Origin of the sequence: Mycobacterium sp. E740 (genome assembly GCF_001672895.1) — a bacterium.
Lineage (GTDB): Bacteria > Actinomycetota > Actinomycetes > Mycobacteriales > Mycobacteriaceae > Mycobacterium.
This window is the reverse complement of record NZ_LZKP01000127.1, coordinates 23,028-47,296: the sequence shown is the minus strand read 5'-3', so window position 1 is coordinate 47,296 and position 24,269 is coordinate 23,028. Positions and strand designations below refer to the sequence as shown.

The following is a 24,269-nucleotide window of genomic DNA, read 5'->3' as shown; positions in this document are numbered from 1 at the left end:
TCGGTGGGGATGTGCAGCGGTTTGAGGGTGGCGGTGGCGGCCATCTCGCGCACCAGCGCCGCGGGCAGCACCCCGATGCCGGGCGCATACCCCGGCGTGTTCGTCTTTCCGGCCAGGGTCGCGTCCTGGGCGATCACATGGATCACCACAGCGGTCGCGGCGGGCCGATCCCCCGCCGCGCAGCGCTCGGTGTCGCACCGGCAGGCCATCTTCGATGCGCCGGCCAGCAACGCCTCCACCGCATCGGCGCGGCGCTGGCGCACGGTACGCGGATCATCACCGCACACCGTGCCCGCCAACTGGGCCAATTTCTCATCCAGGGCCGCGCCGACGGTCGCGTGTAACCGGCCCCACACCTCGGCGGTCCCGTATCCCTCGGTGCTGATCTCGAGATGGCGGTCCTCGTCGCGTTTGTGGGCCACCCGCAGCGCCTGCGGGTCGACATCGAGCACCATCCAGTCGACCAACTGCGCGATCCGGGCATCAGAGAGCTTGTTCCACCCCGGCGCCGCCCGCGCCAGGCGTTCATCGATCACCGCCATCGCCTGCTCATCGACCACCAGCGCGGTTCGGTAGTCGATGATGCGGATCACCCGCAAATCGACGCGCCCGCCGCCAAAGACCTCAGCCAGGCGCGGTAACTGCTCGATCAGCGTGCAGCCATAGGAGATCATCGCCGAGGCGCGCCCACGGCTGACCCCCAACTCCGCGGCGACCTCGGACGCGATCACGTCCCAATCGTCAATACACCAACTCGCATGGGTGTTGCCCATCGCCGCGAACCGACGCAACCCGAACCGGCCTGCAGCGATCACCTTGCGCGCCACTGCAACCCGCTCGGCGCGCTGAGCCTCACCCATCACCTCAAGCAGATCGGCATCACCCACGGCTTCGAACACATGTTCGATGCTACACCGATCCACCGATTCGAGCTTTCTGTCAGGGTCCGCTATCCACAGACGTCGTCTAGGGCTAGCGCCTTCGCAGGATGATCACGTTGTCAACCCACGTCGTCGGCTCCCCGTCCGGCGTCGTCAGCTCGCGCGTCGGCGTTTGGATTCGAGCCGGCTCCCATTCGGTCTCAACCAGATCCAGCCCCGCGACAACTTCCTCGGGCGGGGCGAAGGTGTGGTCGTGCCCGTCGAGCTTCGACACCCATGGCGGCGGGCCGCTGTGATCCACGATCAGCAGAAGCCCGCCCGGGCGGACGGCACGCGCAGCCGCCCGAAGGATCGCTGGCCGATCCAGCGGCAAAGTCGAGTGCAGAAACTGAGCGTTCACCAAATCGAACTCACCCGCGGGAATGCCCTCCGACAGATCGTGCTGCCGGAACTCGATGCGATCGTCGACTCCACGCGCGGCGGCATCTTCTGCAGCGCGGCGCAGGGCGGTCTCGGAGATGTCGACGGCGAGCACCTGCCATCCTCGCTCCGCGAGCCACATGGCGTCGCCGCCCTCGCCGCTGCCCAGGTCCAGTGCAGTGCCGGGGTCGAGGTCTGATGCCACCTCAACGAGCCGAATGTTCGCCCGCCCGCTCCAGATCCGCTCTTTTTCGTTGTACCGCTCTTCCCAGTGTTGTTTGGCGCTCATGTGACCACCTTGCAGCCTCCGCGCAAGAAGTGCCAAGCTTTGTTGCCATGGAGGCAAGAACCGACGACAGTGTCGACGTCCGGGTGCGACGCAGGCTGCGTGAGCTCCGCATGCAACGGGGACTCACCCTGGAAGAGGTCGCGGGCCGGTCGAACATCGACGTGTCGACTCTGAGCCGCCTCGAATCCGGCAAGCGTCGACTGGCTCTCGACCATCTGCCGCGGTTGGCTGCCGCTCTGTCGGTGAGCACCGACGAACTACTGCGCACGCCGGAGGCCGAGGATCCGCGGGTGCGCAGCGGATCACACACCGCACGCGGGATCACGTACTGGCCGCTGACCCGCCAGGCGGCCAACGGTCTGCATGCCTTCAAAATCAGGATCAGCGCCCGGCGCCGGACTCCGCCGGCCGAACTGCCGGTGCACGAGGGCCAGGACTGGATGTACGTGCTGTCCGGTCAGCTCCGGTTGATCCTGGGCGAGCGTGACTTCACCGTCAAACCCGGTGAGGCAGTGGAATTCTCGACTTGGACCCCGCACTGGTTCGGCGCGGCCGACGGACCGGTCGAAGCGATCACGATATTCGGGCCGCACGGTGAACGGCTCCACTTACACGACTAATCCAGGTAGGCCGTCTGGTTGACCAGCCGCACCGACGCGGCGCCGTCGGGATAGAACTCGGCGATGGACAGCGATGCCAAATCTAGGTGCAACCGGTAGAGGATGCTCGGCCCGCCGTCGAGCGCCATGCGCAACAGCGTCTTGATCGGCGTGACGTGCGAGACCACCACCACCGTCTCCCCCGCGTGCTCGGCGACGATTCGTGCCCGTGCCCTGCCGACCCGTTCGGCGGCCGCGTCGAAACTCTCGCCCTGCGGCGGTGCCAGAGACGTGTCGCGCAACCAGCGACGGTGCAGGTCAGGATCGCGCTCGGCGGCTTCGACGAACGTCAGCCCCTCCCACGCCCCGAAGTCGGTCTCGATCAGATCGTCGTCGACGGAGACGTCCAGGCCGAGGGCCTTGGCCGCCGCCGCCGCGGTGTCGTACGCCCGCTGCAGCGGCGAGGTGATGACCGCAGCGACACCGCCCTGCTGGCCCAGATAGCGCGCGGCCGCCTCGGCCTGCCGCCGGCCGAGGTCGGTCAGCGGCGGGTTGCCGCGGCCCGAATACCGCCGGTGCACGGACAATTCGGTCTGCCCATGGCGCAGCAGCAGAAACCGGGTCGGCGCTCCTCGTGCGCCGCTCCACGCCACCGGGTTCGGCGCCTGCTTGCCGGCGTTTTCCTCAGTACCAGTCGACAATTCGGCCGCTGCGTCCATCGCCTCGTTCGCCAGCCGGTCAGCATGGCTGTTCTTTTCGCGAGGAATCCAGGTGTATGTCACCCGGTCGAAGCGCCTCGCCAGTTCTCCCGCCTGCTGATACAGGGGACTGATGTCTGGATGCTTGACCTTCCAGCGCCCCGACATCTGCTCCACGACGAGCTTCGAGTCCATGAACACGTCGACCTCGGTCGCGCCCAGACTGGCCGCCTCGCCGAGCCCTGCGATCAGCCCGCGATACTCGGCGACGTTGTTGGTGGCCCGGCCGATCGCTTCCTTGCTTTCGGCGAGTACGACGCTGCGGTCCGCCGCCCAGACCACCGATCCGTAGCCCGCCGGTCCGGGGTTGCCGCGCGAGCCGCCGTCCGCTTCGACGACGACCTTCACGCGCCTATGCCCTTGACCCGCAACAAGATCGCCCCGCACTCCGGACAACGCAGCACTTCGTCATCGGCCGCTGCCGAGATCCGCGCCAGCTCCCCCTTGTCGATCTCGAGCCGGCAGGCCCCGCACCGGCGGCCCTGCAGCTGTCCCGCGCCTGCGCCGCCGCGGACCCGCTGCCGCTCGTAGAGCGCAACCAGTTCGGGGTCGAGCCCGGCGACGAGCTCGTCGCGGCGCGAGAGGCCCTGGTGGCGCTGTTGGTCGATCTCGGTGCGCGCGTCGTCACAAGCCGTCTGCGCGGTACCCAGGTCCGTCTGCAACTCGTCGATCTTGGCGAGCTCGCTCTGTTGGTCGCGCTCCAACTCCTCGCGTCGCTCCATCACCTCCAGCTGCGAGTCCTCCAACGCCGCCTGCCTGCGCTCGAGTGTGTCGAGTTCGTGTTGCAGCTCGGTGAGCTGCTTGGCATCGACGGTGCCACCGGCCAGCAGCGCGCGATCTCGCTCCTCGCGCTGGCGCACCGCGTCTATCTCGGATTCGAACTTCGCGACCTGCGCATCCAGATCCTCGATGGCGATCTGCAACGCAGCCAACCGATCGTTCGCATCGCGGTGCGCGGACTGCACATCTTGGAGCCGAAGCTGTTCGGCCAGATTCTTGGCCCGGTGCTCCAGACGACTCAACTGCGCGTCGATCGTCGCCAATTCGAGTAACGACTGTTGTTGAGCTACTTCAGCTTTCATGCCTCAACTCTCGACATTCCATGGGTCGGTCCGCGCGTCTGAAACCTCTACGGCCAGCGCGTCTCGGAAGTGTTCACGCAAGATGCCCGCGGCTTGCAGACACCACGGATACTCGCTGGCCCAATGGGCGACGTCCACCAGTGCGACATCGGAGGCGCGTCGGTGTTCGTCGGCGGGATGGTGGCGAAGGTCCGACGTCACGTACGCGTCCACGCCGCGGTCGGCGACCAGCTCGAGGAATGAATCGCCCGCCCCGCCGCATACCGCGACCCGCGACACCGTGGCTTCAGGCTCACCCGACGCACGCACGCCCCAGGTCGTGGCCGGCAACGCCTCGCGAACCCGAGATACGAACGCCGACAAGGACTCCGGGCGTTCCAGCACGCCAATCCGTCCCAACCCGACATTCTCGGGAATCGGCGCCAACGCGAAGATGTCGAATGCGGGCTCCTCGTACGGATGGGCGTCTCGCATCGCGGCCAGTACACGCCCACGCAACCGCTTAGGCGCGATGACCTCGACGCGGTCCTCCGGTACCCGTTCGACCGCCCCGACGCTGCCGATCGCAGGCGAAGCGCCCTCGTGCGGAAGGAACTGTCCGGTGCCCGCGGTGGTCCAGCAGCAGTGCGAGTAGTCGCCGATGCGTCCCGCACCCGCTGTGAACATCGCTTCGCGCAGCGACTCGGAGTTCTCCCCGGGCACGAAGACGACCCACTTGTCCAGATCGGAGTTCGCGCTCACGGGCGCGAGCACCTCCTCGACGGTCAAGCCGAGCGTTTCGGCCAGCGCGTCGGAGACGCCGGGGCACGCCGAGTCCGCGTTCGTATGGGCGGTGAACAGCGACCTGCCCGTCCGGATCAACCGATGGATCAGTGCGCCCTTGGCGGTGCTGGCAGCGACCGTGTCGACCCCCCGCAGCAGTAGCGGATGATGCGCCAACAACAGGCCGCGGTCAGGCACCGCTGCCACGACGGCGGCGGTGGCGTCGACCGCGACCGTGACCGTCTCGACCGTCTCCGCCGGGTCGCCGCAGACCAGGCCGACCGAATCCCAGTCCTGCGCGAGCTGAGGCGGATAGGCGGCGTCGAGCACGTCGATGATGTCGGCCAGCCGCGCGCTCACCGCAGCACCTCGGCCAACGCGTCGACGAGCACGGGCCACTCCGGGCGCACCGCAGCACGCAGGTGCCGATCGTCGAGCCCGACGAACGTGTCACAGCGTCGCACCGCAATGCCGTTGGCGTCCAGATGTTTTCGCATCAGCACGGCATCCGGCACGCGGAACAGGACGAAGGGGGCCGAACCGTCGACGACATGCACGCCGATGCTAGTCAACCCGGTCACCATCTCGGCGCGCACCTCGACCAGGCGACGGGCGGCGCGGTCGGCCTGCCCCACGGCGTCGGGCTCGCTGCACGCGGCGATGGCTTCGAGTTGAAGCGTGCCGAGCGGCCAGTGCGCGCGTCGCGCGGTCAACCGCTCCAGCACGTCCGCCGGCCCCAGCGCATAACCGACTCGCAGCCCCGCCAACCCCCACGTCTTGGTCAGACTGCGCAGCACCACCACGTCCGGCAGCGCCTCGGCGGCCAGCGACTCGGGCTCGCCCGGCACCGCGTCGGCGAACGCCTCGTCGACCACCACGAGGCGACCGGGCCGACGCAGCGCCAGTACGTCGGCGCGGCTGTGCAGGACCCCGGTGGGATTGGTGGGGTTGCCGAGCACGACGAGGTCCGCGTCCTCGGGCACCGCATCCGGGGGCAAGGTGTACGGCGGTTCCAGCACCACATGCTCGAACGGGACCCGCGCCGCCGCGAGCGCGGCCTCTGGCTCGGTGAACGACGGCGCGATCAGCGCGGCCCGTCGCGGTCGCAATTCGGCCAGCAGCGCGAACCCTTCGGCGGCCCCGGCCAGCAGCGCGACCTCGTCCACCCCGCGCCCGTGTCGGCGAGCAACGGTGGCGAGGGCACGGTCCACATCAACGGCGCTCGGGTACCGGCCGAGGTCGGTCAACCGGTCGGCGAGACGCTCTAACAGCCAGGACGGCGGCGCGTCGGGGCGGACGTTGACCGCGAAGTCGAGCATCCCGGGAGTCACGGCCTGGTCGCCGTGGTAGCGCGCGGCCGCACGCAAAGGACTCGACACATCACGACACTAGTGCGACGACCGCCGAGGTTCTGCGATCGGGGAGAATGAACACGTGACCGACACGCTGTTCTCCGGACTGGCCTCCCCCGCTACGGCGACCCGCCCCCAACTGGTGATCTTCGACCTCGACGGCACCCTGACCGATTCCGCGCAGGGCATCGTCTCGAGTTTCCGGCATGCGCTCGCGTCGGTCGGCGCCGCGGTACCCGACGGAGACCTGGCCGGCATGATCGTCGGCCCGCCGATGCATCACACGCTGCGGCGCCTCGGGCTCGGCGACCAGACCGACGCGGCCATCGCGGCATACCGCGCCGACTACCGCACCCGTGGCTGGGCGATGAACCGCGTGTTCGACGGTATCCCGGAGTTGCTGGCCGACCTGCGCGCGGCAGGCGTTCGGCTGGCCGTCGCCACCTCGAAGGCCGAGCCGACCGCACAGCAGATCCTCGCCCACTTCGGCCTCGCCGACTGCTTCGAGGTCATCGCGGGCGCCAGTGTCGACGGCTCGCGCGCGAGCAAGGTCGACGTGGTCGCACACGCGCTGGCACAACTCGGCGACCTGCCCGAGCGGGTGCTGATGGTCGGCGACCGCTGCCACGACGTCGAAGGTGCGGCCGCGCACGGCATCGACACGGTGGTAGTCGGATGGGGTTACGGAAAAGGCGATTTCGACGAGCCGGACGCCACCCCCACGCTGGCGCATGTCTCCACGGTCGCCGGCCTGCGCGAGGTGTTGGGTGTCTGATCCGCTGCACGTGACGTTCATCTGTTCGGGCAACATCTGCCGGTCACCGATGGCCGAGAAGATGTTCGCCCATCAGATCCGCGAACGCGGCCTCGGTCATGCCGTCCGGGTGAGCAGCGCGGGCACCGGCGGCTGGCACGCCGGTGAACCCGCCGACCGCCGCGCCAGCCACGTGCTGCACGAGCACGGGTATCCGACCGCGCACCGCGCTGCCCAGGTCGACGACGACCACATGTCCGCCGACCTGGTGATCGCATTGGGCCGCAACCATGTTCGGATGTTGCAGGACCTCGGGGTGCCTGCCGAGCGGATCCGGATGCTGCGGTCGTTCGACCCGCGCTCCGGCGCCCACCCGTTGGACGTCGACGATCCCTACTACGGCGACCACGCCGACTTCGAGGACGTCTACACCGTCATCGAAGCGTCCTTGCCGGGCCTGCACGACTGGGTCGACGAGCAGCTCAGCAGCCGGGGAATCGCAAGCTGATGCGCCGGTGGACGTTCCTGCTGCGACCGTCGTGGCTGGCGCTGTTCGTCGTCGTCGCCGCGTTCGCCTACCTGTGCTTCACCGTGCTGGCGCCGTGGCAGCTGGGCAAGAACACCAAGACCTCCCGCGAGAACGCGCAGATCTCACACTCGCTGACGGCCGAGCCGGTGCCGGTGACGACACTTCTGCCGCACCAGGATTCGGCGGCACCCGACGCCCAGTGGCGACGCGTCACCGCGACCGGGCGCTACCTGCCGCAAGGTCAGGTGCTGGCGCGGCTGCGAATGGTCGAGGGCGAACCGGCGTTCCAGGTGCTGGTGCCGTTCGCTGTGGACGGCGGGCCGACCGTGCTGGTCGACCGCGGGTACGTCCGGCCGGTGCAGGCTTCGGGGGTCCCGGCGATCGCGCCGGCGCCGGACGGGACAGTGACGATCGCCGCGCGCCTGCGCGACTCCGAACTGCTCGCCCAAGACAAGAAGCCGTTCCGCCAGGACGGCTTCCAGCAGGTGTACTCGATCAACACCGAACAGATCTCGGCGATCACCGGCGTGCCGCTGGCCGGTTCTTTTCTGCAGTTGGAGCCCGACCAGCCGGGCGTACTCAGCGCGATTCCGCTGCCGCATCTCGACGCCGGGCCGTTCCTGTCTTACGGGATCCAGTGGATCGCATTCGGCATCATCGCGCCGATCGGGTTGGGGTACTTCGCCTATGCGGAACTACGCCAGCGCAGGCGCGAGAAGGCCGCGCAGGAGCAGGCTCAACCCGACGCTCCGGTCACGACGGAAGACAAGCTCGCCGACCGCTACGGCCGACGGCGCTGAGCGCCAGCGCCACAGCGGCGGCGGCCACCTGGACGGTCCGCGACAACCGCACGGCGCGGCGCAGATCGGTCACCCCGGGCGCTGGACCGTCGCCCAGTGCGGGCCGGATTTCCAGGCGATGGGAGTACCGCGTCGGGCCGCCGAGTCGCACGCCCAGCGCGCCCGCGAAGGCAGCCTCCACCACGCCGGCGTTCGGGCTGGGATGGCGTCCCGCGTCGCGCCGCCATGCGCGCAATGCTGGCACCGGCGCGCCGTCGACCACGGGCGCGCACAAGGCCACCAGGGCCGCGGTCACGCGTGCGGCCAGGTAGTTCGCAATGTCGTCGAAACGCGCTGCAGCCCAACCGAATCGAAGATAGCGGGCGGACCGGTGACCGATCATCGCGTCGAGCGTGTTCGCACCGCGATAGACCAGCACCGCGGGAACGCCGCCGACGGCCGCCCAGAGCAGCGGGGCCACCTGCGCGTCGGAGGTGTTCTCGGCCACGGATTCCAGTGCCGCCCGCGTGAGTCCGGCCTCGTCCAGCACAGCGGGGTCGCGGCCACACAGGGCGGGCAGCAGTCGCCGCGCCGCCTCGACGTCGCCGCGGTCGAGATGCCCGGCCATCTGATTTCCGGTGCGCGCCAGCGACGTCCCGCCCAGCGCGACGAAAACCGTCGCCGCCACGGTGGCCGTAGCCGCGACGGCGCCACGGCGCTGGGCGGCCCGGTCCGCTGCGAGGCCGAGCACCGCGAGCGCGCCGAGCAGCGCTGCGGTGTGCAGGACACCGGCCGAGCGGGTGTCCGCGTAGCTGCGCCGCTCCAAAGCCGCTGCGGCGCTGCCGAAGACGGCCACCGGATGGCCGCGTCGCGGGTCACCGAACAGCGCATCCGCAATGCAGCCGACCGCGATCCCCACCACGCGTGAACGGGAGGTCGGCGCAAACATCCCGCGAGCGTCTCACAACGTGGTCTACTCGCATGCGGGAGGCTCGCACGCCGCGCCGCCGATCAGAGGAGAGCCACGATGCCATTTCCCGCCCTCAACCACGTCGCGCTGACCGTCCGCGATCTGGAGGTCAGCGCGCCGTGGTACCAGCAGTTGATCGGGGCCGAGCCGGTCCTCGACGAACACACCGAAACGGGGTTCCGGCACGTCGTCTGGCAGTTCGACAACGGCACCCTGTTCGGCATCCACGAACACGACCGGCCGGTGCCCGAGGACCAGTTCACCGAATTTCGCTGCGGGCTCGACCACGTCGGCTTCGGGTGCCCGAGCCGCGCGGACCTCGAGAGTTGGCGCGACCGCCTCGACAGCCTGGGAATCGAGCACGGAGGCATCGTGGATGCGCCGTATGGCTCGGGGCTCAGCTTCCGCGACCCGGACGGGATCGCACTGGAGTTCTTCGCACCGCCGGGATAGTGGGCGCGGACGGTATCGAACCGCCGACCGCTGGTGTGTAAAACCAGAGCTCTACCACTGAGCTACGCGCCCTTGCAGGGCAAGCTACACGGCCATGACCTGCGACCGGAAATCCGTCAACCGGACTTCAGGGCCGCCAGCGCGTCGGTCCACAGCGCCTGATCGCGCGCCTCGCCGGGCTGCTTCATCTCGGCGAAGCGGACGATGCCCGCGCGGTCGACGACGAAGGTGCCGCGGTTGGCGATGCCGGCGTCCTCGTTGAACACTCCGTAGGCCTGCGCGACCGCGCCGTGCGGCCAGAAATCGGACAGCACGGGGAACGTGAAGCCGCTCTGGGTGGCCCACACCTTGTGAGTGGGCGGCGGCCCCACCGAGATCGCGAGCGTGACGGTGTCGTCGTTCTCGTACTCCGGCAACCGGTCGCGGATCTCATCGAGCTCGCCCTGGCAGATGCCGGTGAAGGCCAGCGGGAAGAACACCAGGACGACGTTCTTCGCATCCCGGTAGTCGCTCAGCGTGACGGGCTGGCCGTTCTGGTCCTTGAGCGTGAAGTCGGGCGCCTCGGTGCCGACCTCGATCATCGCCGACCTCCGGCCGCTTTCGACTTCGGCTGCACCAGCCGGCTGGCGATCCAGTCGCCGAGGTTGGCCGAGGAGGTCTGCATCAGCCCCGCCGTGGGTGCCGACTCGGCGATCTCGGCCGGTTGGACGTGGCCGGGCTGGCCCGTCTTCGGCGTCACCACCCAGATCACCCCGTCGTCGGCCAGCGGCGTGATGGCGTCCATCAGCGCATCGACCAGGTCACCGTCGTCGTCGCGCCACCACAGCAGCACCACGTCGATGACCTCGTCGGCATCCTCGTCGAGCAGCTCGCCCCCGCACGCCTCCTCGACATCGGCTCGGATGTCGTCGTCGACGTCGTCGTCCCAGCCCAGTTCCTGTACAACCTGATCTTTTTGGATGCCCAGTCTGCGGGCGTAGTTCGGGGCGTCGTCCGCCGCGACCACCGTCGGTCCTCCTTCAGCCGGCTCAGGCGCAGTTGCGCTCGGGCCCTATCGTCGCACGCCGGGGTGCGCCGCACGTGGACTGGCGGCAAGGTTGGCCGATATCGCTCAATATGAGGCGTCGCAGAGGTTGAGCGCGGTCGTCTTGGTGTCGTTCAGCCGGGTGATCGCCGCGTTGAACTCGTCGGGCCCGTAGCGACCTGCGATCGCGTTCGCCACGCCCCTGGCCGCGTCGACCCACCCGTTGAGCGCATCTTTGAGCTCGGGAGCCAGCTGATCGGAGATGCTGCGCGCGACCATGTCGGCGCTGTGGTTCAGACCGTCGACCGCCGGGCCCGATTTGCCAGGCGCATCGGCGGCGTTCTTGTTGACGGCGTCGACATAGTCGTTGACCGCCGTGATCGCCTCTACGCTGCTCGAACTCAGCGTCTCGCACGACGTATGAATCGCCTCTTTCCTGACCGACGACTGACGTTCGGACTCCCTGGCACTGGAACTGGCGGCCGACTCCTCCAGCGAGGCCGACACCGACGCCCGATACACCGGCGCCTCGGCCTTGTCGACATGCGCGGTGCCCTCGGTGACGCTGCTGCAGCCGACGGCGACCATGGCGGCGGTGGCCGAGATGCCGGCGAGCAGTGCCCCGATCCGCAGCGGTTTTGTCACCAGCGCACCCATCACCACGGCAGCAGACGTTACCGCTTGGCTCCCGCGGCCGCCGGTTCATTCCAGTCACCAACCCCACCGGTGCATGTCGGGCAGGATGGGAGAAGGATGAGATCCGTCGCCCACGCGAGCACCTGAACGGCCTACCGAGGAGCGGAAGTTGACCACCGAGTTCGTGCGCCAGGATCTGGCCCAAAACTCCACCACCGCAGCCGAACACGACCGGGTACGGGTGATCCGGGAAGGCGTCGCCTCGTATCTGCCCGACATCGACCCCGACGAGACCGGCGAATGGCTGGAATCGTTCGACGCGATGCTCGAACGGTCCGGCTCGGCGCGCGCACGGTATCTGATGCTGCGGCTGCTGGAGCGGTCACGGGAGAAGCGGGTGGCCATCCCTGCGCTGACGTCCACCGACTATGTGAACACGATTCCGACCGAGCTGGAACCGTGGTTCCCCGGCGACGAGGACGTCGAGCGTCGCTACCGCACCTGGATCCGGTGGAACGCGGCGATCATGGTGCACCGCTCCCAGCGGCCGGGAGTCGGTGTGGGCGGCCATATTTCGACCTATGCGTCGTCGGCGGCGCTGTACGAGGTCGGCTTCAACCACTTCTTCCGCGGCAAGTCGCACCCCGGCGGCGGTGACCAGGTCTTCATTCAGGGCCACGCGTCGCCGGGCATCTACGCCCGCGCGTACCTGGAGGGACGGCTCACCGCCGATCAACTCGACGGGTTCCGGCAGGAACACAGCCATCCCGGCGGCGGACTGCCGTCGTACCCGCACCCGCGGTTGATGCCCGACTTCTGGGAGTTCCCCACCGTCTCGATGGGGCTCGGCCCGATGAACGCCATCTACCAGGCCCGCTTCAACCACTATCTGCACGACCGCGACATCAAGGACACCTCCGACCAGCACGTGTGGGCATTCCTGGGCGACGGCGAGATGGACGAGCCCGAGAGTCGCGGCCTGGCCCACGTGGCAGCGCTGGAGGGCCTCGACAACCTGACGTTCGTGGTCAACTGCAACCTGCAGCGTCTCGACGGCCCGGTGCGCGGCAACGGCAAGATCATCCAGGAACTCGAGTCGTTCTTCCGCGGCGCGGGCTGGAACGTCATCAAGGTGGTGTGGGGCCGCGAATGGGACGCGCTGCTGCACGCTGACCGCGACGGGGCGCTGGTCAACCTGATGAACACGACGCCCGACGGCGACTACCAGACGTACAAGGCCAACGACGGCGCCTACGTGCGGGATCACTTCTTCGGCCGCGATCCGCGCACCAAGGCGCTCGTCGACAAGATGTCCGACACCGAGATCTGGAGTCTGAAACGCGGCGGACACGACTACCGCAAGGTCTACGCCGCCTACCGCGCGGCCGTCGAGCACAAGGGTCAGCCGACGGTGATACTGGCCAAGACCATCAAGGGTTATTCGCTGGGCGCGCACTTCCAGGGCCGCAACGCGACCCACCAGATGAAAAAGCTTGCGCTGGAAGACCTCAAGTACTTCCGCGACGCGCAGCGCATCCCGATCAGCGATGCGCAGCTCGAAGAGAACCCGTACCTGCCGCCCTACTACCACCCCGGTCCGGAGTCGGCCGAGATCCGCTACATGCTCGACCGCAGGCGCGCGCTCGGCGGGTTCCTGCCCGAACGGCGCACCAAGTCCAAGGCGCTCACGCTGCCCGGCCGCGACACCTACAAGGCGCTGAAGAAAGGGTCGGGCAAGCAGGAGGTGGCCACCACCATGGCCACGGTCCGCACATTCAAGGAACTGTTGCGCGACAAGGAGATCGGTTGGCGAATCGTGCCGATCATCCCTGACGAGGCCCGCACGTTCGGCATGGACTCGTGGTTCCCGAACCTCAAGATCTACAACCGCAACGGTCAGCTCTACACGTCGGTCGACGCCGAGCTGATGCTGGCGTACAAGGAAAGTGAAGTCGGCCAGATCCTGCACGAGGGCATCAACGAGGCGGGGTCGTCAGCCAGCTTCATCGCCGCGGGCACCGCATACGCCACGCACAACGAACCGATGATCCCGATCTACATCTTCTATTCGATGTTCGGGTTCCAGCGCACCGGCGACAACCTCTGGGCGGCCGCCGACCAGATGACGCGTGGATTCCTCCTCGGTGCCACCGCCGGCCGCACCACCCTGGTCGGCGAAGGCCTACAGCACGCCGACGGGCATTCGCTGCTGCTGGCCGCGAGCAACCCCGCCGTCGTCGCCTACGATCCGGCCTTCGCCTACGAGATCGCCCACATCATCGAAAGCGGCCTGCACCGCATGTACGGCGAGAACCCGGAGAACGTCTACTTCTACATGACGATCTACAACGAGCCGTACGTGCAGCCCCCCGAACCCGAGGACCTCGACGTCGAGGGCCTGCTGCGCGGCATCTACCGCTACCGCCCAGCACCGGAGAAGCGCTCGAACCCGGCGCAGATCCTGGTCTCGGGGGTGGCGATGCCCTCGGCGCTGAAAGCGGCCGAACTGCTGGCCGAGGACTGGGATGTCGCCGCCGACGTGTGGTCGGTGACCAGTTGGGGCGAACTCAACCGCGACGGTGTGGAGATCGAGAAGCAGCGGTTGCGCCACCCGGACCGCCCTGCGGGCACGCCTTACATAACGAAGGCGCTCGCCGACGCCGCCGGCCCGGTGATCGCGGTGTCGGACTGGATGCGCGCCGTGCCCGAGCAGATCCGGGCATGGGTGCCGGGCACCTACATCACCCTGGGCACCGACGGCTTCGGCTTCTCCGACACCCGGCCCGCCGCGCGGCGCTACTACAACACCGACGGCGAGTCGATCGCGGTGGCGGTGCTGGAAGGACTGGCCCGCGACGGCAACATCGATCAGTCGGTCGCCGTCGAGGCGGCCAAGAAGTACGAGATCGACGACGTGTTGGCCGCGCCCGAGCAGACGAGCGATCCCGGAGTGGCTTAGGTGTACTGACCACGGACGTTGGTGACGGCGTGGTGAGGTGACAAAAAGAAGACCTCCGAGTGGAGTGCGAGCTGTCTAGGAACGCTCACCGATCTCGGAGGTCTTGATGTCCCACCGTAATGCGCCGTTGTCCGAAACTGGTCGTCTGCGTCTGGCCCGTTGCATCGTGGAGGATGGGTGGTCGCTGCGCCGAGCCGCCGAACGGTTTCAGGTCGCTGTCACCACCGCCCAGCGCTGGGCCCGGCGTTACCGCGAGGAAGGGCCGGCCGGTATGGCCGATCGCAGTTCACGGCCCCATCGCAGCCCCAATCAGACCCCGTCGCGCACCGAACGCCGAATCATCAAGGTCCGCGTCGTACGCCGCTGGGGACCGGCCCGCATTGCTTATCTGCTGGGTCTGAATGTGTCCACGGTGCACCGAGTCTTGACCCGGTACAGGCTGGCCAGACTGCGGTGGTTGGACCGCCCGACGGGGCGGGTCATCCGCCGCATGGAGTCCGACGCACCTGGAGATCTCGTGCACGTCGATGTCAAGAAACTCGGCAAGATCCCCGCCGGCGGTGGTTGGCGCAAGCGAGGCAAGACTGCAGGCCGCAAGAATGCTCGAGCGGACCGAAGCAGCGGCGTCACTCAGAAGGACGGCGCGGCCGGTCGGGGTTACCACTTCCTGCACTCAGCCGTTGATGCTCATTCCCGGCTGGTGTACTCCGAAATCCTGGCTGACGAATGCAAAGAAACCGCCTCCGATTTCTGGAAGCGGGCAAACAGCTGGTTCCAGGAATCCGGCATCAAGGTACGAACTGTGTTGACCGACAACGGTTCCTGCTATCGCTCACACAAGTTTCGCGACGCCCTGGGTGACATCAAGCACCGCCGCACGCGGCCCTATCGACCGCAGACCAACGGCAAGGTAGAAAGATTCCACCGCACCCTCACCGAGGAGTGGGCTTACGCCCGGCTCTACTGCAGCGACGCCGAACGCTGCGACGAATTCCCGCAATGGCTGCACACCTACAATTACCACCGCGGCCACACGGCACTCAAAGGTCAACCACCGGCCAGCCGAGTACCTAACCTCTCAGGTCAGAACACTTAGGCCGCGCCTCATTGGAGGTTTCCGCCATAGTGTTGGCGTAGCCTTTATAGGTGCCTGACAACCGGTTTGTGCCGCCGAGGTCGACGGTCGAGGTGCTCGAAACCGTGCCCGACTCGGTACTGCGTCGTCTGCAGCAGTACTCGGGCCGCCTGGCCACCGAAGCGGTGCGGGCGATGGAGGAGCGGCTGCCGTTCTTCGGCGAGCTCGAGGCGTCGCAACGCTCCAGCGTGCAATTGGTGGTGCAGACGGCCGTGGTCAACTTCGTCGAGTGGATGCGGGACCCGCAGAGCAACGTCAGCTACACCGCACAGGCCTTCGAAGTCGTGCCACAGGATCTGCGGCGGCGCATCGCACTGCGCCAGTCGGTGGAGATGGTGCGCGTCACCATGGAGTTCTTCGAAGAGGTCGTGCCGCTGCTGGCCCGCAACGAGGAACAGCTGACCGCGCTGACCGCAGGCATCCTGCGATACAGCCGCGACCTCGCGTTCGCCGCGGCCAGCGCCTACGCCGACCAGGCCGAGGCACGCGGCGCATGGGATACCCGGATGGAAGCAAACGTCGTCGACGCCGTGGTGCGCGGCGACACCGGTCCGGAGTTGCAGTCCCAGGCCGCCGCGCTGAACTGGGATGCCACCGCGCCTGCCACCGTGATCGTCGGACTGCCGCAGCCCGAGCGGGTCGACCTGGCCAGCGAGGACGTCCACGACGTCGTCAAGCGCAACGGGCGCGCGGCGCTGTCGGACGTGCACGGCACGTGGCTGGTCGCGATCGTCTCGGGGGCGCTCTCCCCGACCGACAAGTTCCTGTCCGAGATACTGACGGTCTTCGCCGACGGGCCGGTGGTGATCGGACCCACCGCGACGACGCTGGCGAGCGCCTATCGCAGCGCGAGCGAAGCCATCGCGGGCATGAATGCCGTCGCCGGATGGACCGGGGCGCCGCGGCCGGTGGCCGCCCGCGAACTGCTGCCCGAACGCGCGCTGCTGGGCGACGCGACCGCGATCGCCGCATTGGAAACCGAGGTGATGCGCCCCCTGGCCGACGCCGGACCGGCGCTCACCGAGACGCTCGACGCCTATCTGGACTCCGGCGGCGCGATCGAGGCCTGCGCACGCACATTGTTCGTTCATCCAAATACCGTCCGTTATCGGCTGCGGCGGATCGCCGACTTCACCGGCCGCGATCCCACGGTTCCGCGCGACGGGTATGTGTTGCGGGTGGCCACCACCGTCGGTCGGCTCAGCCGTCAGCAGCAGCCGCCCAGTACAGCAAACATGATCACTTCGGGGCTCGCGGCGGGCCGGCCGGGAACGTCCGCTCCATAGCACGAGCTGGGACTAGATCGCGGCTGGATATCGGTAGAGTCGCATCACAGGCGGTTTTGTGGGGTCTCTACAAAAACATAAGACGAGGTTCATAATCTCTTACACCACGCAAATCCGTCTTCACAGTGTTTTCTTAATTCGTGCCTACCGCCACGCTTGCTCTCCTCGCGCCCGGACAGGGCTCCCAGACCCCCGGCATGCTTGCCGCATGGCTGGAGCTGCCCGGCGCCGCCGAGCGGCTGGCGGGCTGGTCCGAGATCAGTGGGCTGGACCTCGCTGCGCTGGGCACCACCGCGACCGCTGAAGAGATCACCGACACCGCGGTCACTCAGCCGCTGGTCGTGGCCGCGACCCTGCTGGCTCACGAGGAGCTGACGCGGCGCGGGCTGATCGCCGACAAGCCGTCCGTGGTGGCGGGTCACTCCGTCGGCGAGATCGCCGCCTACGCGATCGCCGGCGTGATCTCCCCAGACGACGCGGTCAAGCTGGCCGCCACCCGCGGAGCGGAGATGGCCAAGGCGTGCGCGGTCGAGCCCACGGGCATGGCCGCGGTGCTGGGCGGTGAGGAAGCCGATGTGCTCGCCCGCCTCGAGGCGCTCGACCTGGTGCCCGCCAACCGCAACGCTGCCGGACAGATCGTCGCCGCCGGCGCCGTCGCCGCGCTGGACAAGCTGGTCGAGGACCCGCCGGAGAAGGCGAGGGTGCGCAAGCTGGCCACCGCCGGCGCGTTCCACACCCACTACATGTCTTCGGCCACCGACGGATACGCCGCCGCGGCCCAAGGTGTAACGGCGCACGAGCCCAACACGACGCTACTGTCGAACGCCGACGGCCGGCCGGTGACTTCGGCCGCCGATGCCATGGCCAAGCTGGTCGCACAGATGACCCGGCCGGTGCGCTGGGATCTGTGCACCGCCACGATGCGCGAGCTCGACGTGAGCGCGATCGTCGAGTTCCCGCCGGCCGGAACGCTCGCGGGCATCGCGAAAAGAGAACTTCGGGGGGTGCCGACGCACGCCGTCAAGTCCCCCGCTGACCTGGACGGGCTGGCTGAGCTCTAGCCGCGCGCCCAACCAGACCACAACCGCATATCGATCGTCATTCCCATCAAGTAACAACCCAATTAGAAGGAGCCACTGTGGCCGCCAGTCAGGATGAAATCATCGCCGGTCTCGCCGAGATCATCGAAGAGGTCACCGGTATCGAGCCTTCCGAGGTGACCCCGGAGAAGTCGTTCGTCGACGACCTGGACATCGACTCGCTGTCGATGGTCGAGATCGCCGTGCAGACCGAGGACAAGTACGGCGTGAAGATCCCCGACGAGGACCTCGCCGGTCTGCGCACCGTCGGTGACGTCGTCGCCTACATCCAGAAGCTCGAGGAAGAGAACCCCGAAGCGGCCGCGGCCATCCGCGCGCAGATCGAAGCCGATCGGGCATGAGCAGACCTTCCACTGCTAACGGCGGTTTCCCGAACGTCGTCGTGACCGCCGTCACGGCGACCACGTCGATCGCGGCGGACATCGAGAGCACGTGGAAGGGGCTGCTGGCCGGCGAGAGCGGCATCCGCGTCCTCGAGGACGAGTTCGTCACCAAGTGGGACCTTCCGGTCCGCATCGGTGGGCACCTCGTCGACGGGATCGACGACCACATGACGCGACTGGACATGCGACGGATGTCGTATGTCCAGCGCATGGCCAAGTACCTCAGTGGCCAGCTCTGGGAGACCGCGGGCACCCCCGAGGTCGATCCGGATCGCTTCGCCGTGGTCGTCGGCACCGGTCTGGGTGGCGGCGAGAAGATCGTCGAGACCTACGACGCGATGAACGAGGGCGGCCCCCGCAAGGTGTCGCCACTCGCCGTGCAGATGATCATGCCGAACGGTGCGGCCGCGGTGATCGGTCTGCAGTTGGGCGCCAGGGCCGGAGTCATCACTCCGGTCTCGGCGTGCTCATCGGGTTCGGAGGCCATCGCCCACGGCTGGCGCCAGATCGTGATGGGCGACGCGGACATCGCCGTCGTCGGCGGTGTCGAGGGCGGAATCGAGGCGCTGCCGATCGCGGCGTTCTCGATGATGCGCGCGATGTCGACCAACAACGAGGATCCCGCGGGCGCGTCACGGCCGTTCGACAAGAACCGCGACGGGTTCGTCTTCGGCGAGGCCGGCGCGCTCATGGTCATCGAGACCGAGGAGCACGCCAAGGCCCGCGGCGCCAAGCCGCTGGCTCGCCTCATGGGAGCGGGCATCACCTCCGATGCCTTCCACATGGTGGCGCCTGCGTCCGACGGCCTGCGCGCGGGCCAGGCGATGAAGCGTGCGATGGAGACCGCGGGCTTGGAGCCCAAGGACATCCAGCACGTCAACGCCCACGCCACCGCCACCTCGATCGGCGATGTCGCCGAGGCCAATGCGATCCGCTCGGCCGGGGTCGAGCACGCTGCGGTGTACGCGCCGAAGTCGGCACTCGGCCACTCCATCGGAGCGGTCGGCGCGCTGGAGTCGGCGTTGACGGTGCTCGCGCTGCGTGACGGCGTGATCCCGCCGACGTTGAACTACGAGACTCCCGATCCTGAGATCGATCTCGATGTGGTTGCGGGCGAGCCTCGTTACGGCGATTTCCAGTACGCCATCAACAACTCGTTCGGTTTCGGTGGACACAATGTCGCCCTGACCTTTGGGCGCTACTGAGCGAAAGGAACTTTCGGGCAGTATGGGAGGGCTGCAGGGTTGACCCCACTTTCCACGGGGAACGGTTTCCCCGACGTCGTCGTCACGGGTGTTGCCATGACGACCGCCCTGGCAACCAGCGCGGATGAAACCTTCAAGAAGCTGCTGGACGGCCAGAGCGGCATCCGTAGGCTCGATGATCCGTTCGTCGAGGAGTATGACCTGCCGGTTCGCATCGGCGGGCATCTCCTCGAGGAATTCGAGAGTCAGCTGAATCGAGTGGAGTTGCGTCGGCTGTCGTATCTGCAGCAGATGTCAACGGTGTTGGGCCGGCGGGTGTGGGAGAGCGCCGGGTCGCCCCAGGTCGATCCCAAGCGGATGATGGTGTCGATCGGCACGGGACTCGGTTCCACGGAGGAACTGGTCTTCGGGTACGACGACATGCGCTCCCGCGGCATGAAGGCGGTCTCGCCGCTCTCCGTGCAGAAGTACATGCCCAACGGTGCGGCGGCAGCCGTGGGCCTGGAGCGCAAGGCCCGCGCCGGTGTCATCACCCCGGTCTCGGCCTGTGCTTCGGGTTCCGAGGGCATCGCCCACGCGTGGCGCAACATCGTCCTCGGCGAGGCCGACGTCGCGATCTGCGGTGGTGTCGAGCAGAAGATCGAGGCGGTTCCTATCGCGGCGTTCGCCCAGATGCGAATCGTATTGTCCACCACCAACGATGATCCCGCCGGTGCGTGCCGCCCATTCGACAAGGACCGCAACGGGTTCGTGTTCGGCGAGGCGGGCGCGCTGATGGTCATCGAGACCGAAGAACACGCCAAAGCCCGTGGCGCGAACATCCTCGCCCGGATCATGGGCGCCAGCATCACCTCGGACGGCTACCACATCGTGGCGCCCGATCCGAACGGCGAGCAGGCCGGTCACGCGATGACACGGGCCATTCAGCTCGCCGGGCTGCAGCCCACCGACATCGACCACGTCAACGCGCATGCCACCGGCACCAGCGTCGGCGACGTGGCCGAGGGCAAGGCGATCAACAACGCGATGGGCGGTCACTATCCGGCGGTCTACGCACCCAAGGCGGCGCTCGGCCACTCGGTCGGGGCGGTCGGCGCGGTGGAATCCATCCTGACCGTGATGGCGTTGCGCGACGGGATCATTCCGCCGACGCTGAACCTGCGCAACCTCGATCCGGAGATCGATCTGGACGTGGTCGCCGGGGAGCCGCGGTCCGGCAATTACCAATACGCGATCAACAACTCGTTCGGATTCGGTGGGCACAACGTCGCGCTCGCCTTCGGCAAGTACTGACGTTTCCGGCCTACAGGAAGGTTTGCAGATGACGACCATGGTCCCCGAGACAGTCGGCGAATCGCTGGACCCTCGCGATCCGCTGCTTCGTCTGAGCACCTTCTTCGACGACGACACCGTCGAGCTGCTGCACGAGCGTGACCGCTCGGGCGTGCTCGCGGCGGCGGGGACCGTCAACGGTGTGCGCACCATCGCGTTCTGCACGGACGGCACCGTTATGGGTGGGGCCATGGGCGTCGAGGGCTGCGCGCACATCGTCAACGCCTACGACCAGGCCATCGAGGAGCAGAGCCCGATCGTGGGCATCTGGCACTCGGGTGGCGCCCGGCTCGCCGAGGGCGTCAAGGCGCTGCACGCGGTCGGCCTGGTGTTCGAGGCGATGATCCGGGCGTCCGGCTACATCCCGCAGATCTCGGTCGTCGTCGGTTTCGCGGCGGGCGGCGCGGCCTACGGGCCCGCATTGACCGACGTGATCGTGATGGCGCCGGAGAGCCGGGTCTTCGTCACCGGTCCCGACGTGGTGCGCAGCGTGACCGGTGAGGACGTCGACATGGCGTCGCTGGGCGGCCCGGACACCCACCACAAGAAGTCCGGCGTGTGCCACATCGTCGCCACCGACGAACTCGACGCTTACGAGCGCGGCCGCCGGCTCGTCGGATTGTTCTGCCAGCAGGGACATTTCGACCGGGCCAAGGCCGAGGCCGGCGACACCGACCTGCATGCGCTGCTGCCGGAGTCGGCGCGGCGCGCATACGACGTGCACCCGCTGGTCGAGGCGCTGCTCGACTCGGGCGAGAACGGCGAGCCCGCGTTCGAGGAGTTCCAGGGCAAGTGGGCGCCGTCGATCGTGATCGGTCTCGGCCGGTTGTCCGGCCGCACCGTTGGTGTCATCGCCAACAACCCGCTGCGCCTCGGCGGCTGCCTGAACTCCGAGAGTGCCGAGAAGGCAGCACGATTCGTGCGCCTGTGCGACGCGTTCGGCATTCCGATCGTCAACGTCGTCGACGTTCCCGGATACCTGCCCGGCGTGGATCAGGAGTGGGGTGGCGTGGTGCGGCGCGGCGCCAAGCTGCTGCACGCGTTCGGCGAATGCTCGGTCCCACGGGTCACCTTGGTGACGCGAAAGATCTACGGCGGCGCCTACATCGCGATGAACTCACGCTCGCTGGGTGCGACGAAGGTCTACGCGTGGCCCGACGCCGAGGTCGCCGTGATGGGCGCCAAGGCCGCAGTCGGAATCCTGCACAAGAAGAAGCTGGCCGCCGCGCCGGATCACGAGCGTGAGGCGTTGCACGAGGAGTTGGCCGCCGAGCACGAGAAGATCGCCGGCGGAGTGGATTCGGCGATCGAGATCGGCGTGGTCGACGAGAAGATCGACCCGTCGCACACCCGCAGCAAGCTGTCCCAGGCGCTGGCCGAAGCGCCGGCCCGTCGCGGTCGCCACAAGAACATCCCGCTATAAGAGCGCTTCCTGCGCGGCGCTCAAGACGCGGTCGCGGTCGGCCTCGACCAGACCGATACGGGTGCGACGGTCGACGATGTCGTCGACGGTGAGCGCGCCTTCGTGCGTCACCGCGTACTCGAACTCCGCACGGATGACGTCGATCCCGTCGGCCACGTTGTCGGTCGGCCGGTCGCAACTCGCCGCGGCGATGACATTGGGCGCCTCGGCGCCGAACCGGTCCACCAGTGAGCTCGGCATCTCCGTCGGATGGCGAAGTGTGGCAACCGGATTGGACGGCGCGCCCACCAGCGGCAAGTTCCGGGTCCGGCACTCGCCGGCGGTCAGGCCGCGCAACTCGACGGCCCGGTCGAGTACATCCTCGGCCATGAACCGGTACTCGGTCAGCTTGCCGCCGATCACGCTGATGACGCCCGACGGCCCTTCGACCACCGCATGGTCGCGCGACACGTCGGCGGTCCGACCGGCGCCGGTGTCGATGAGCGGCCGCAGACCGGCGTAGGCGCCGATCACATCCGACTGGGTCAGCGCGACATCGAGTGCCGTGTTCACGGTGTCGAGCAGGAACGCGACTTCGTCCGGCGCGGGTTGCGGCACATCGGGAATCGGCCCCGGAGCGTCCTCGTCGGTCAACCCGAGATAGACCCGGCCCAACTGCTCTGGCATTGCGAACACGAAGCGGTTGGTCTCCCCCGGAATTGGAATCGTCAGCGCCGCAACCGGATTGCCGAAGGCGGCGGCGTCGAATACCAGATGCGTCCCACGGCTGGGCCGCAGCTTGAGCAACGGGTCCACCTCCCCGGCCCACACCCCGGAGGCGTTGATCACCGCGCGCGCCGTGACGTCGAAGGACTCACCGGTCAACTGGTCGGTCAACCGTGCCGATGTGCCGGTGGCCGTCGTGGCCGCCACCCTGGTGAGGATGCGCGCGCCGTGTTGGGCCGCCGTCCTGGCGACAGCGGTGACCAGACGCGCGTCGTCGATCAACTGGCCGTCGTAGGCGAGGAACGCGCCGTCCAGGCCATCACGGCGCACGGTCGGCGCGAGCTCGACGGCACGGCGGGCGTCGATTCGCCGCGATCGCGGCAACACGGAGGCCGGCGTGCCCGCCAGCTTGCGCAGGCCGTCGCCGGCGGCGAACCCTACGCGCACCAGCGCGCGCGACGCCGGGCTCATCGACGCGAGCAACGGAACCAACTGCGGCATGGCCTTGACCAGGTGAGGAGCGTTGCGGGTCATCAGGATTCCCCGTTCGACCGCGCTGCGCCGGGCGATTCCGACGTTCCCGGTGGCCAGGTAACGCAGCCCGCCGTGAACCAGTTTCGAACTCCATCGGCTGGTTCCGAATGCGAGGTCGTGTTTCTCGACCAACGCGACACTCAGCCCGCGGGTAGCCGCGTCCAACGCGATGCCGGCACCGGTGATGCCGCCGCCGATCACCAGGATATCGAGCTGCTCGCCGTCGGCCAGCGCCGCGAGTTCAGTGACGCGGCGAGCTGCATTCAGCGCCGTCGCGCCGTTCACGGCGCGAGGTATCCGTTCAGCGCGCGAGCCAACTCGACGTTGAGCGCGTTTCGGTCCAACAGCTTCTCCACCATCTGCACCGACTGGATGCTGGACTGCGTGATGAGCAGGCACATGGCGCCCAGCTGGTGGGGGTCGCCGGCCCGCACGCTGCCCTCCGCCTGACCGGCCGCGATGGCCTCGGCGAGCGCGTCGATGAGGATCTGCTGGCTGGTGCCGAGGCGTTCGGCGATGTACACCATCGCCAGGCTCGGCGCGTTGCGCAGGACCGACTGGACGATCTCGTCGTTCTGCAGGTGCTCCGCGACGAGCACGACACGGTCAACCATCGCCTCGCGGCCGACGCCGCGATCCGGGATGGTCTCGAGCACGCCGGCGATGCGCGCGGTGAGCAATTCGGCGATCACCCAGCGGATGTCGGACCAGCGTCGGTACACGGTCGGCCGGCTGACGCGCGCACGCCGCGCGACTTCCGTCATCGTCGTCCGCTCGACGCCGTACGTGAGGATGCACTCCGCCGCGGCATCGAGGATTCGCTTCTCGACGCTCATTCCGGAGTTACGGATTGACGACACGTGTAATACTGTAACTCATGCCACGTCCTGATGCCCGTCAGAGCACACTCCAACCGCCG

Annotated in this window: 25 protein-coding genes and 1 tRNA gene; 13 read left to right on the top strand and 13 right to left on the bottom strand. The window is 67.9% G+C overall.

Annotated elements, in window-relative coordinates:
- Both A5663_RS12330 and A5663_RS12325 read right to left on the bottom strand, forming a co-directional pair.
- Positions 1 to 899: DUF222 domain-containing protein (locus A5663_RS12330; protein ID WP_156744455.1), on the bottom strand; the 899-nt coding region annotated here is incomplete at its 3' end.
- Positions 900 to 972: 73 nt separating this feature from the next.
- Complete coding sequence (locus A5663_RS12325) at positions 973 to 1,590, bottom strand: class I SAM-dependent methyltransferase (protein WP_068148850.1); 618 nt, start codon at positions 1,588 to 1,590, stop codon at positions 973 to 975.
- Between the two features lie 47 nt (positions 1,591 to 1,637).
- On the opposite strand from A5663_RS12325, the gene A5663_RS12320 reads away from it, so the two are divergent.
- Positions 1,638 to 2,210, top strand: coding sequence for a helix-turn-helix domain-containing protein (locus A5663_RS12320; RefSeq protein WP_068148848.1), 573 nt, complete (start codon positions 1,638 to 1,640; stop codon positions 2,208 to 2,210).
- Here the strand turns inward: A5663_RS12320 and A5663_RS12315 are convergent.
- The 4 genes from A5663_RS12315 to cobC are packed head-to-tail and all read right to left on the bottom strand — an operon-like array spanning position 2,207 to position 6,170.
- Positions 2,207 to 3,295, bottom strand: coding sequence for a bifunctional RNase H/acid phosphatase (locus A5663_RS12315; RefSeq protein ID WP_068148845.1), 1,089 nt, complete (start codon positions 3,293 to 3,295; stop codon positions 2,207 to 2,209). The genes A5663_RS12320 and A5663_RS12315 overlap by 4 nt on opposite strands.
- Positions 3,292 to 4,029, bottom strand: coding sequence for a zinc ribbon domain-containing protein (locus tag A5663_RS12310; RefSeq protein WP_068148842.1), 738 nt, complete (start codon positions 4,027 to 4,029; stop codon positions 3,292 to 3,294). Before A5663_RS12310 ends, A5663_RS12315 begins: the two co-directional genes overlap by 4 nt.
- Positions 4,030 to 4,032: 3 nt before the next feature.
- Positions 4,033 to 5,151, bottom strand: a complete 1,119-nt coding sequence (locus A5663_RS12305; protein WP_068148840.1) for a Nif3-like dinuclear metal center hexameric protein — start codon at positions 5,149 to 5,151, stop codon at positions 4,033 to 4,035.
- The gene (gene cobC, locus A5663_RS12300) at positions 5,148 to 6,170 is read right to left on the bottom strand and encodes an Rv2231c family pyridoxal phosphate-dependent protein CobC (RefSeq protein WP_068148837.1); all 1,023 of its coding nucleotides are present in this window, start codon (positions 6,168 to 6,170) and stop codon (positions 5,148 to 5,150) included. Before cobC ends, A5663_RS12305 begins: the two co-directional genes overlap by 4 nt.
- A 55-nt stretch (positions 6,171 to 6,225) precedes the next feature.
- On the opposite strand from cobC, the gene A5663_RS12295 reads away from it, so the two are divergent.
- The 3 genes from A5663_RS12295 to A5663_RS12285 are packed head-to-tail and all read left to right on the top strand — an operon-like array spanning position 6,226 to position 8,226.
- Entirely contained in the window at positions 6,226 to 6,918 is a 693-nt protein-coding gene (locus A5663_RS12295) for an HAD-IA family hydrolase (RefSeq protein ID WP_068148835.1), read from the top strand.
- The gene (locus A5663_RS12290) at positions 6,911 to 7,405 is read left to right on the top strand and encodes a low molecular weight protein-tyrosine-phosphatase (protein ID WP_068148832.1); all 495 of its coding nucleotides are present in this window, start codon (positions 6,911 to 6,913) and stop codon (positions 7,403 to 7,405) included. Before A5663_RS12295 ends, A5663_RS12290 begins: the two co-directional genes overlap by 8 nt.
- Positions 7,405 to 8,226 (top strand): SURF1 family protein, encoded by an 822-nt coding sequence (locus tag A5663_RS12285; protein WP_068148831.1) that lies wholly within the window; start codon positions 7,405 to 7,407, stop codon positions 8,224 to 8,226. Before A5663_RS12290 ends, A5663_RS12285 begins: the two co-directional genes overlap by 1 nt.
- Here the strand turns inward: A5663_RS12285 and A5663_RS12280 are convergent.
- Positions 8,180 to 9,154, bottom strand: coding sequence for a cobalamin biosynthesis protein (locus A5663_RS12280; RefSeq protein WP_068148829.1), 975 nt, complete (start codon positions 9,152 to 9,154; stop codon positions 8,180 to 8,182). The genes A5663_RS12285 and A5663_RS12280 overlap by 47 nt on opposite strands.
- 78 nt (positions 9,155 to 9,232) lie before the next feature.
- Here A5663_RS12280 and A5663_RS12275 point away from each other — a divergent pair, with 78 nt between their 5' ends.
- On the top strand, positions 9,233 to 9,628 hold the full coding sequence (locus A5663_RS12275; RefSeq protein WP_068148825.1) for a VOC family protein: 396 nt from the start codon (positions 9,233 to 9,235) through the stop codon (positions 9,626 to 9,628).
- Here the strand turns inward: A5663_RS12275 and A5663_RS12270 are convergent.
- From A5663_RS12270 to A5663_RS12255, 4 genes are all read right to left on the bottom strand, one after another.
- Positions 9,629 to 9,700 (bottom strand) — tRNA-Val (locus A5663_RS12270).
- 44 nt (positions 9,701 to 9,744) lie between these two features.
- Positions 9,745 to 10,209 carry a peroxiredoxin gene (locus A5663_RS12265; protein ID WP_068148822.1) on the bottom strand — a complete coding sequence of 155 codons (465 nt, stop codon included), beginning with the start codon at positions 10,207 to 10,209 and terminating at the stop codon, positions 9,745 to 9,747.
- Positions 10,206 to 10,634 carry a DUF3052 domain-containing protein gene (locus A5663_RS12260; RefSeq protein WP_068148819.1) on the bottom strand — a complete coding sequence of 143 codons (429 nt, stop codon included), beginning with the start codon at positions 10,632 to 10,634 and terminating at the stop codon, positions 10,206 to 10,208. Before A5663_RS12260 ends, A5663_RS12265 begins: the two co-directional genes overlap by 4 nt.
- Positions 10,635 to 10,739: 105 nt before the next feature.
- Complete coding sequence (locus tag A5663_RS12255) at positions 10,740 to 11,309, bottom strand: hypothetical protein (RefSeq protein WP_197503377.1); 570 nt, start codon at positions 11,307 to 11,309, stop codon at positions 10,740 to 10,742.
- A gap of 148 nt (positions 11,310 to 11,457) precedes the next feature.
- Between A5663_RS12255 and aceE the strand changes: the two genes are divergently transcribed.
- The 8 genes from aceE to A5663_RS12215 all read left to right on the top strand — a co-directional run bounded on the left by aceE (position 11,458) and on the right by A5663_RS12215 (position 22,111).
- On the top strand, positions 11,458 to 14,247 hold the full coding sequence (gene aceE / locus A5663_RS12250; protein WP_068148816.1) for a pyruvate dehydrogenase (acetyl-transferring), homodimeric type: 2,790 nt from the start codon (positions 11,458 to 11,460) through the stop codon (positions 14,245 to 14,247).
- Between the two features lie 106 nt (positions 14,248 to 14,353).
- Positions 14,354 to 15,343, top strand: a complete 990-nt coding sequence (locus A5663_RS12245) for an IS481 family transposase (RefSeq protein WP_068148813.1) — start codon at positions 14,354 to 14,356, stop codon at positions 15,341 to 15,343.
- A 50-nt stretch (positions 15,344 to 15,393) separates the two neighbouring features.
- Positions 15,394 to 16,668, top strand: a complete 1,275-nt coding sequence (locus A5663_RS12240) for a CdaR family transcriptional regulator (protein ID WP_068148810.1) — start codon at positions 15,394 to 15,396, stop codon at positions 16,666 to 16,668.
- 140 nt (positions 16,669 to 16,808) lie between these two features.
- Positions 16,809 to 17,729 (top strand): ACP S-malonyltransferase, encoded by a 921-nt coding sequence (locus tag A5663_RS12235; RefSeq protein ID WP_082974090.1) that lies wholly within the window; start codon positions 16,809 to 16,811, stop codon positions 17,727 to 17,729.
- Between the two features lie 77 nt (positions 17,730 to 17,806).
- The gene (gene acpM / locus A5663_RS12230) at positions 17,807 to 18,109 is read left to right on the top strand and encodes a meromycolate extension acyl carrier protein AcpM (RefSeq protein ID WP_068148804.1); all 303 of its coding nucleotides are present in this window, start codon (positions 17,807 to 17,809) and stop codon (positions 18,107 to 18,109) included.
- Positions 18,106 to 19,356 carry a 3-oxoacyl-ACP synthase KasA gene (gene kasA / locus A5663_RS12225; RefSeq protein WP_068148801.1) on the top strand — a complete coding sequence of 417 codons (1,251 nt, stop codon included), beginning with the start codon at positions 18,106 to 18,108 and terminating at the stop codon, positions 19,354 to 19,356. Before acpM ends, kasA begins: the two co-directional genes overlap by 4 nt.
- A gap of 39 nt (positions 19,357 to 19,395) precedes the next feature.
- Entirely contained in the window at positions 19,396 to 20,649 is a 1,254-nt protein-coding gene (gene kasB / locus A5663_RS12220; RefSeq protein ID WP_068148798.1) for a 3-oxoacyl-ACP synthase KasB, read from the top strand.
- 28 nt (positions 20,650 to 20,677) lie between these two features.
- Positions 20,678 to 22,111, top strand: a complete 1,434-nt coding sequence (locus A5663_RS12215; RefSeq protein WP_068148794.1) for an acyl-CoA carboxylase subunit beta — start codon at positions 20,678 to 20,680, stop codon at positions 22,109 to 22,111.
- Here A5663_RS12215 and A5663_RS12210 read toward each other — a convergent pair.
- Positions 22,106 to 23,635, bottom strand: a complete 1,530-nt coding sequence (locus tag A5663_RS12210; protein ID WP_068148790.1) for a glycerol-3-phosphate dehydrogenase/oxidase — start codon at positions 23,633 to 23,635, stop codon at positions 22,106 to 22,108. The two genes, A5663_RS12215 and A5663_RS12210, sit on opposite strands and share 6 nt — an antisense overlap.
- Positions 23,632 to 24,210, bottom strand: coding sequence for a TetR/AcrR family transcriptional regulator (locus tag A5663_RS12205; RefSeq protein ID WP_082974089.1), 579 nt, complete (start codon positions 24,208 to 24,210; stop codon positions 23,632 to 23,634). Before A5663_RS12205 ends, A5663_RS12210 begins: the two co-directional genes overlap by 4 nt.
- Positions 24,211 to 24,269 lie beyond the last annotated feature (59 nt).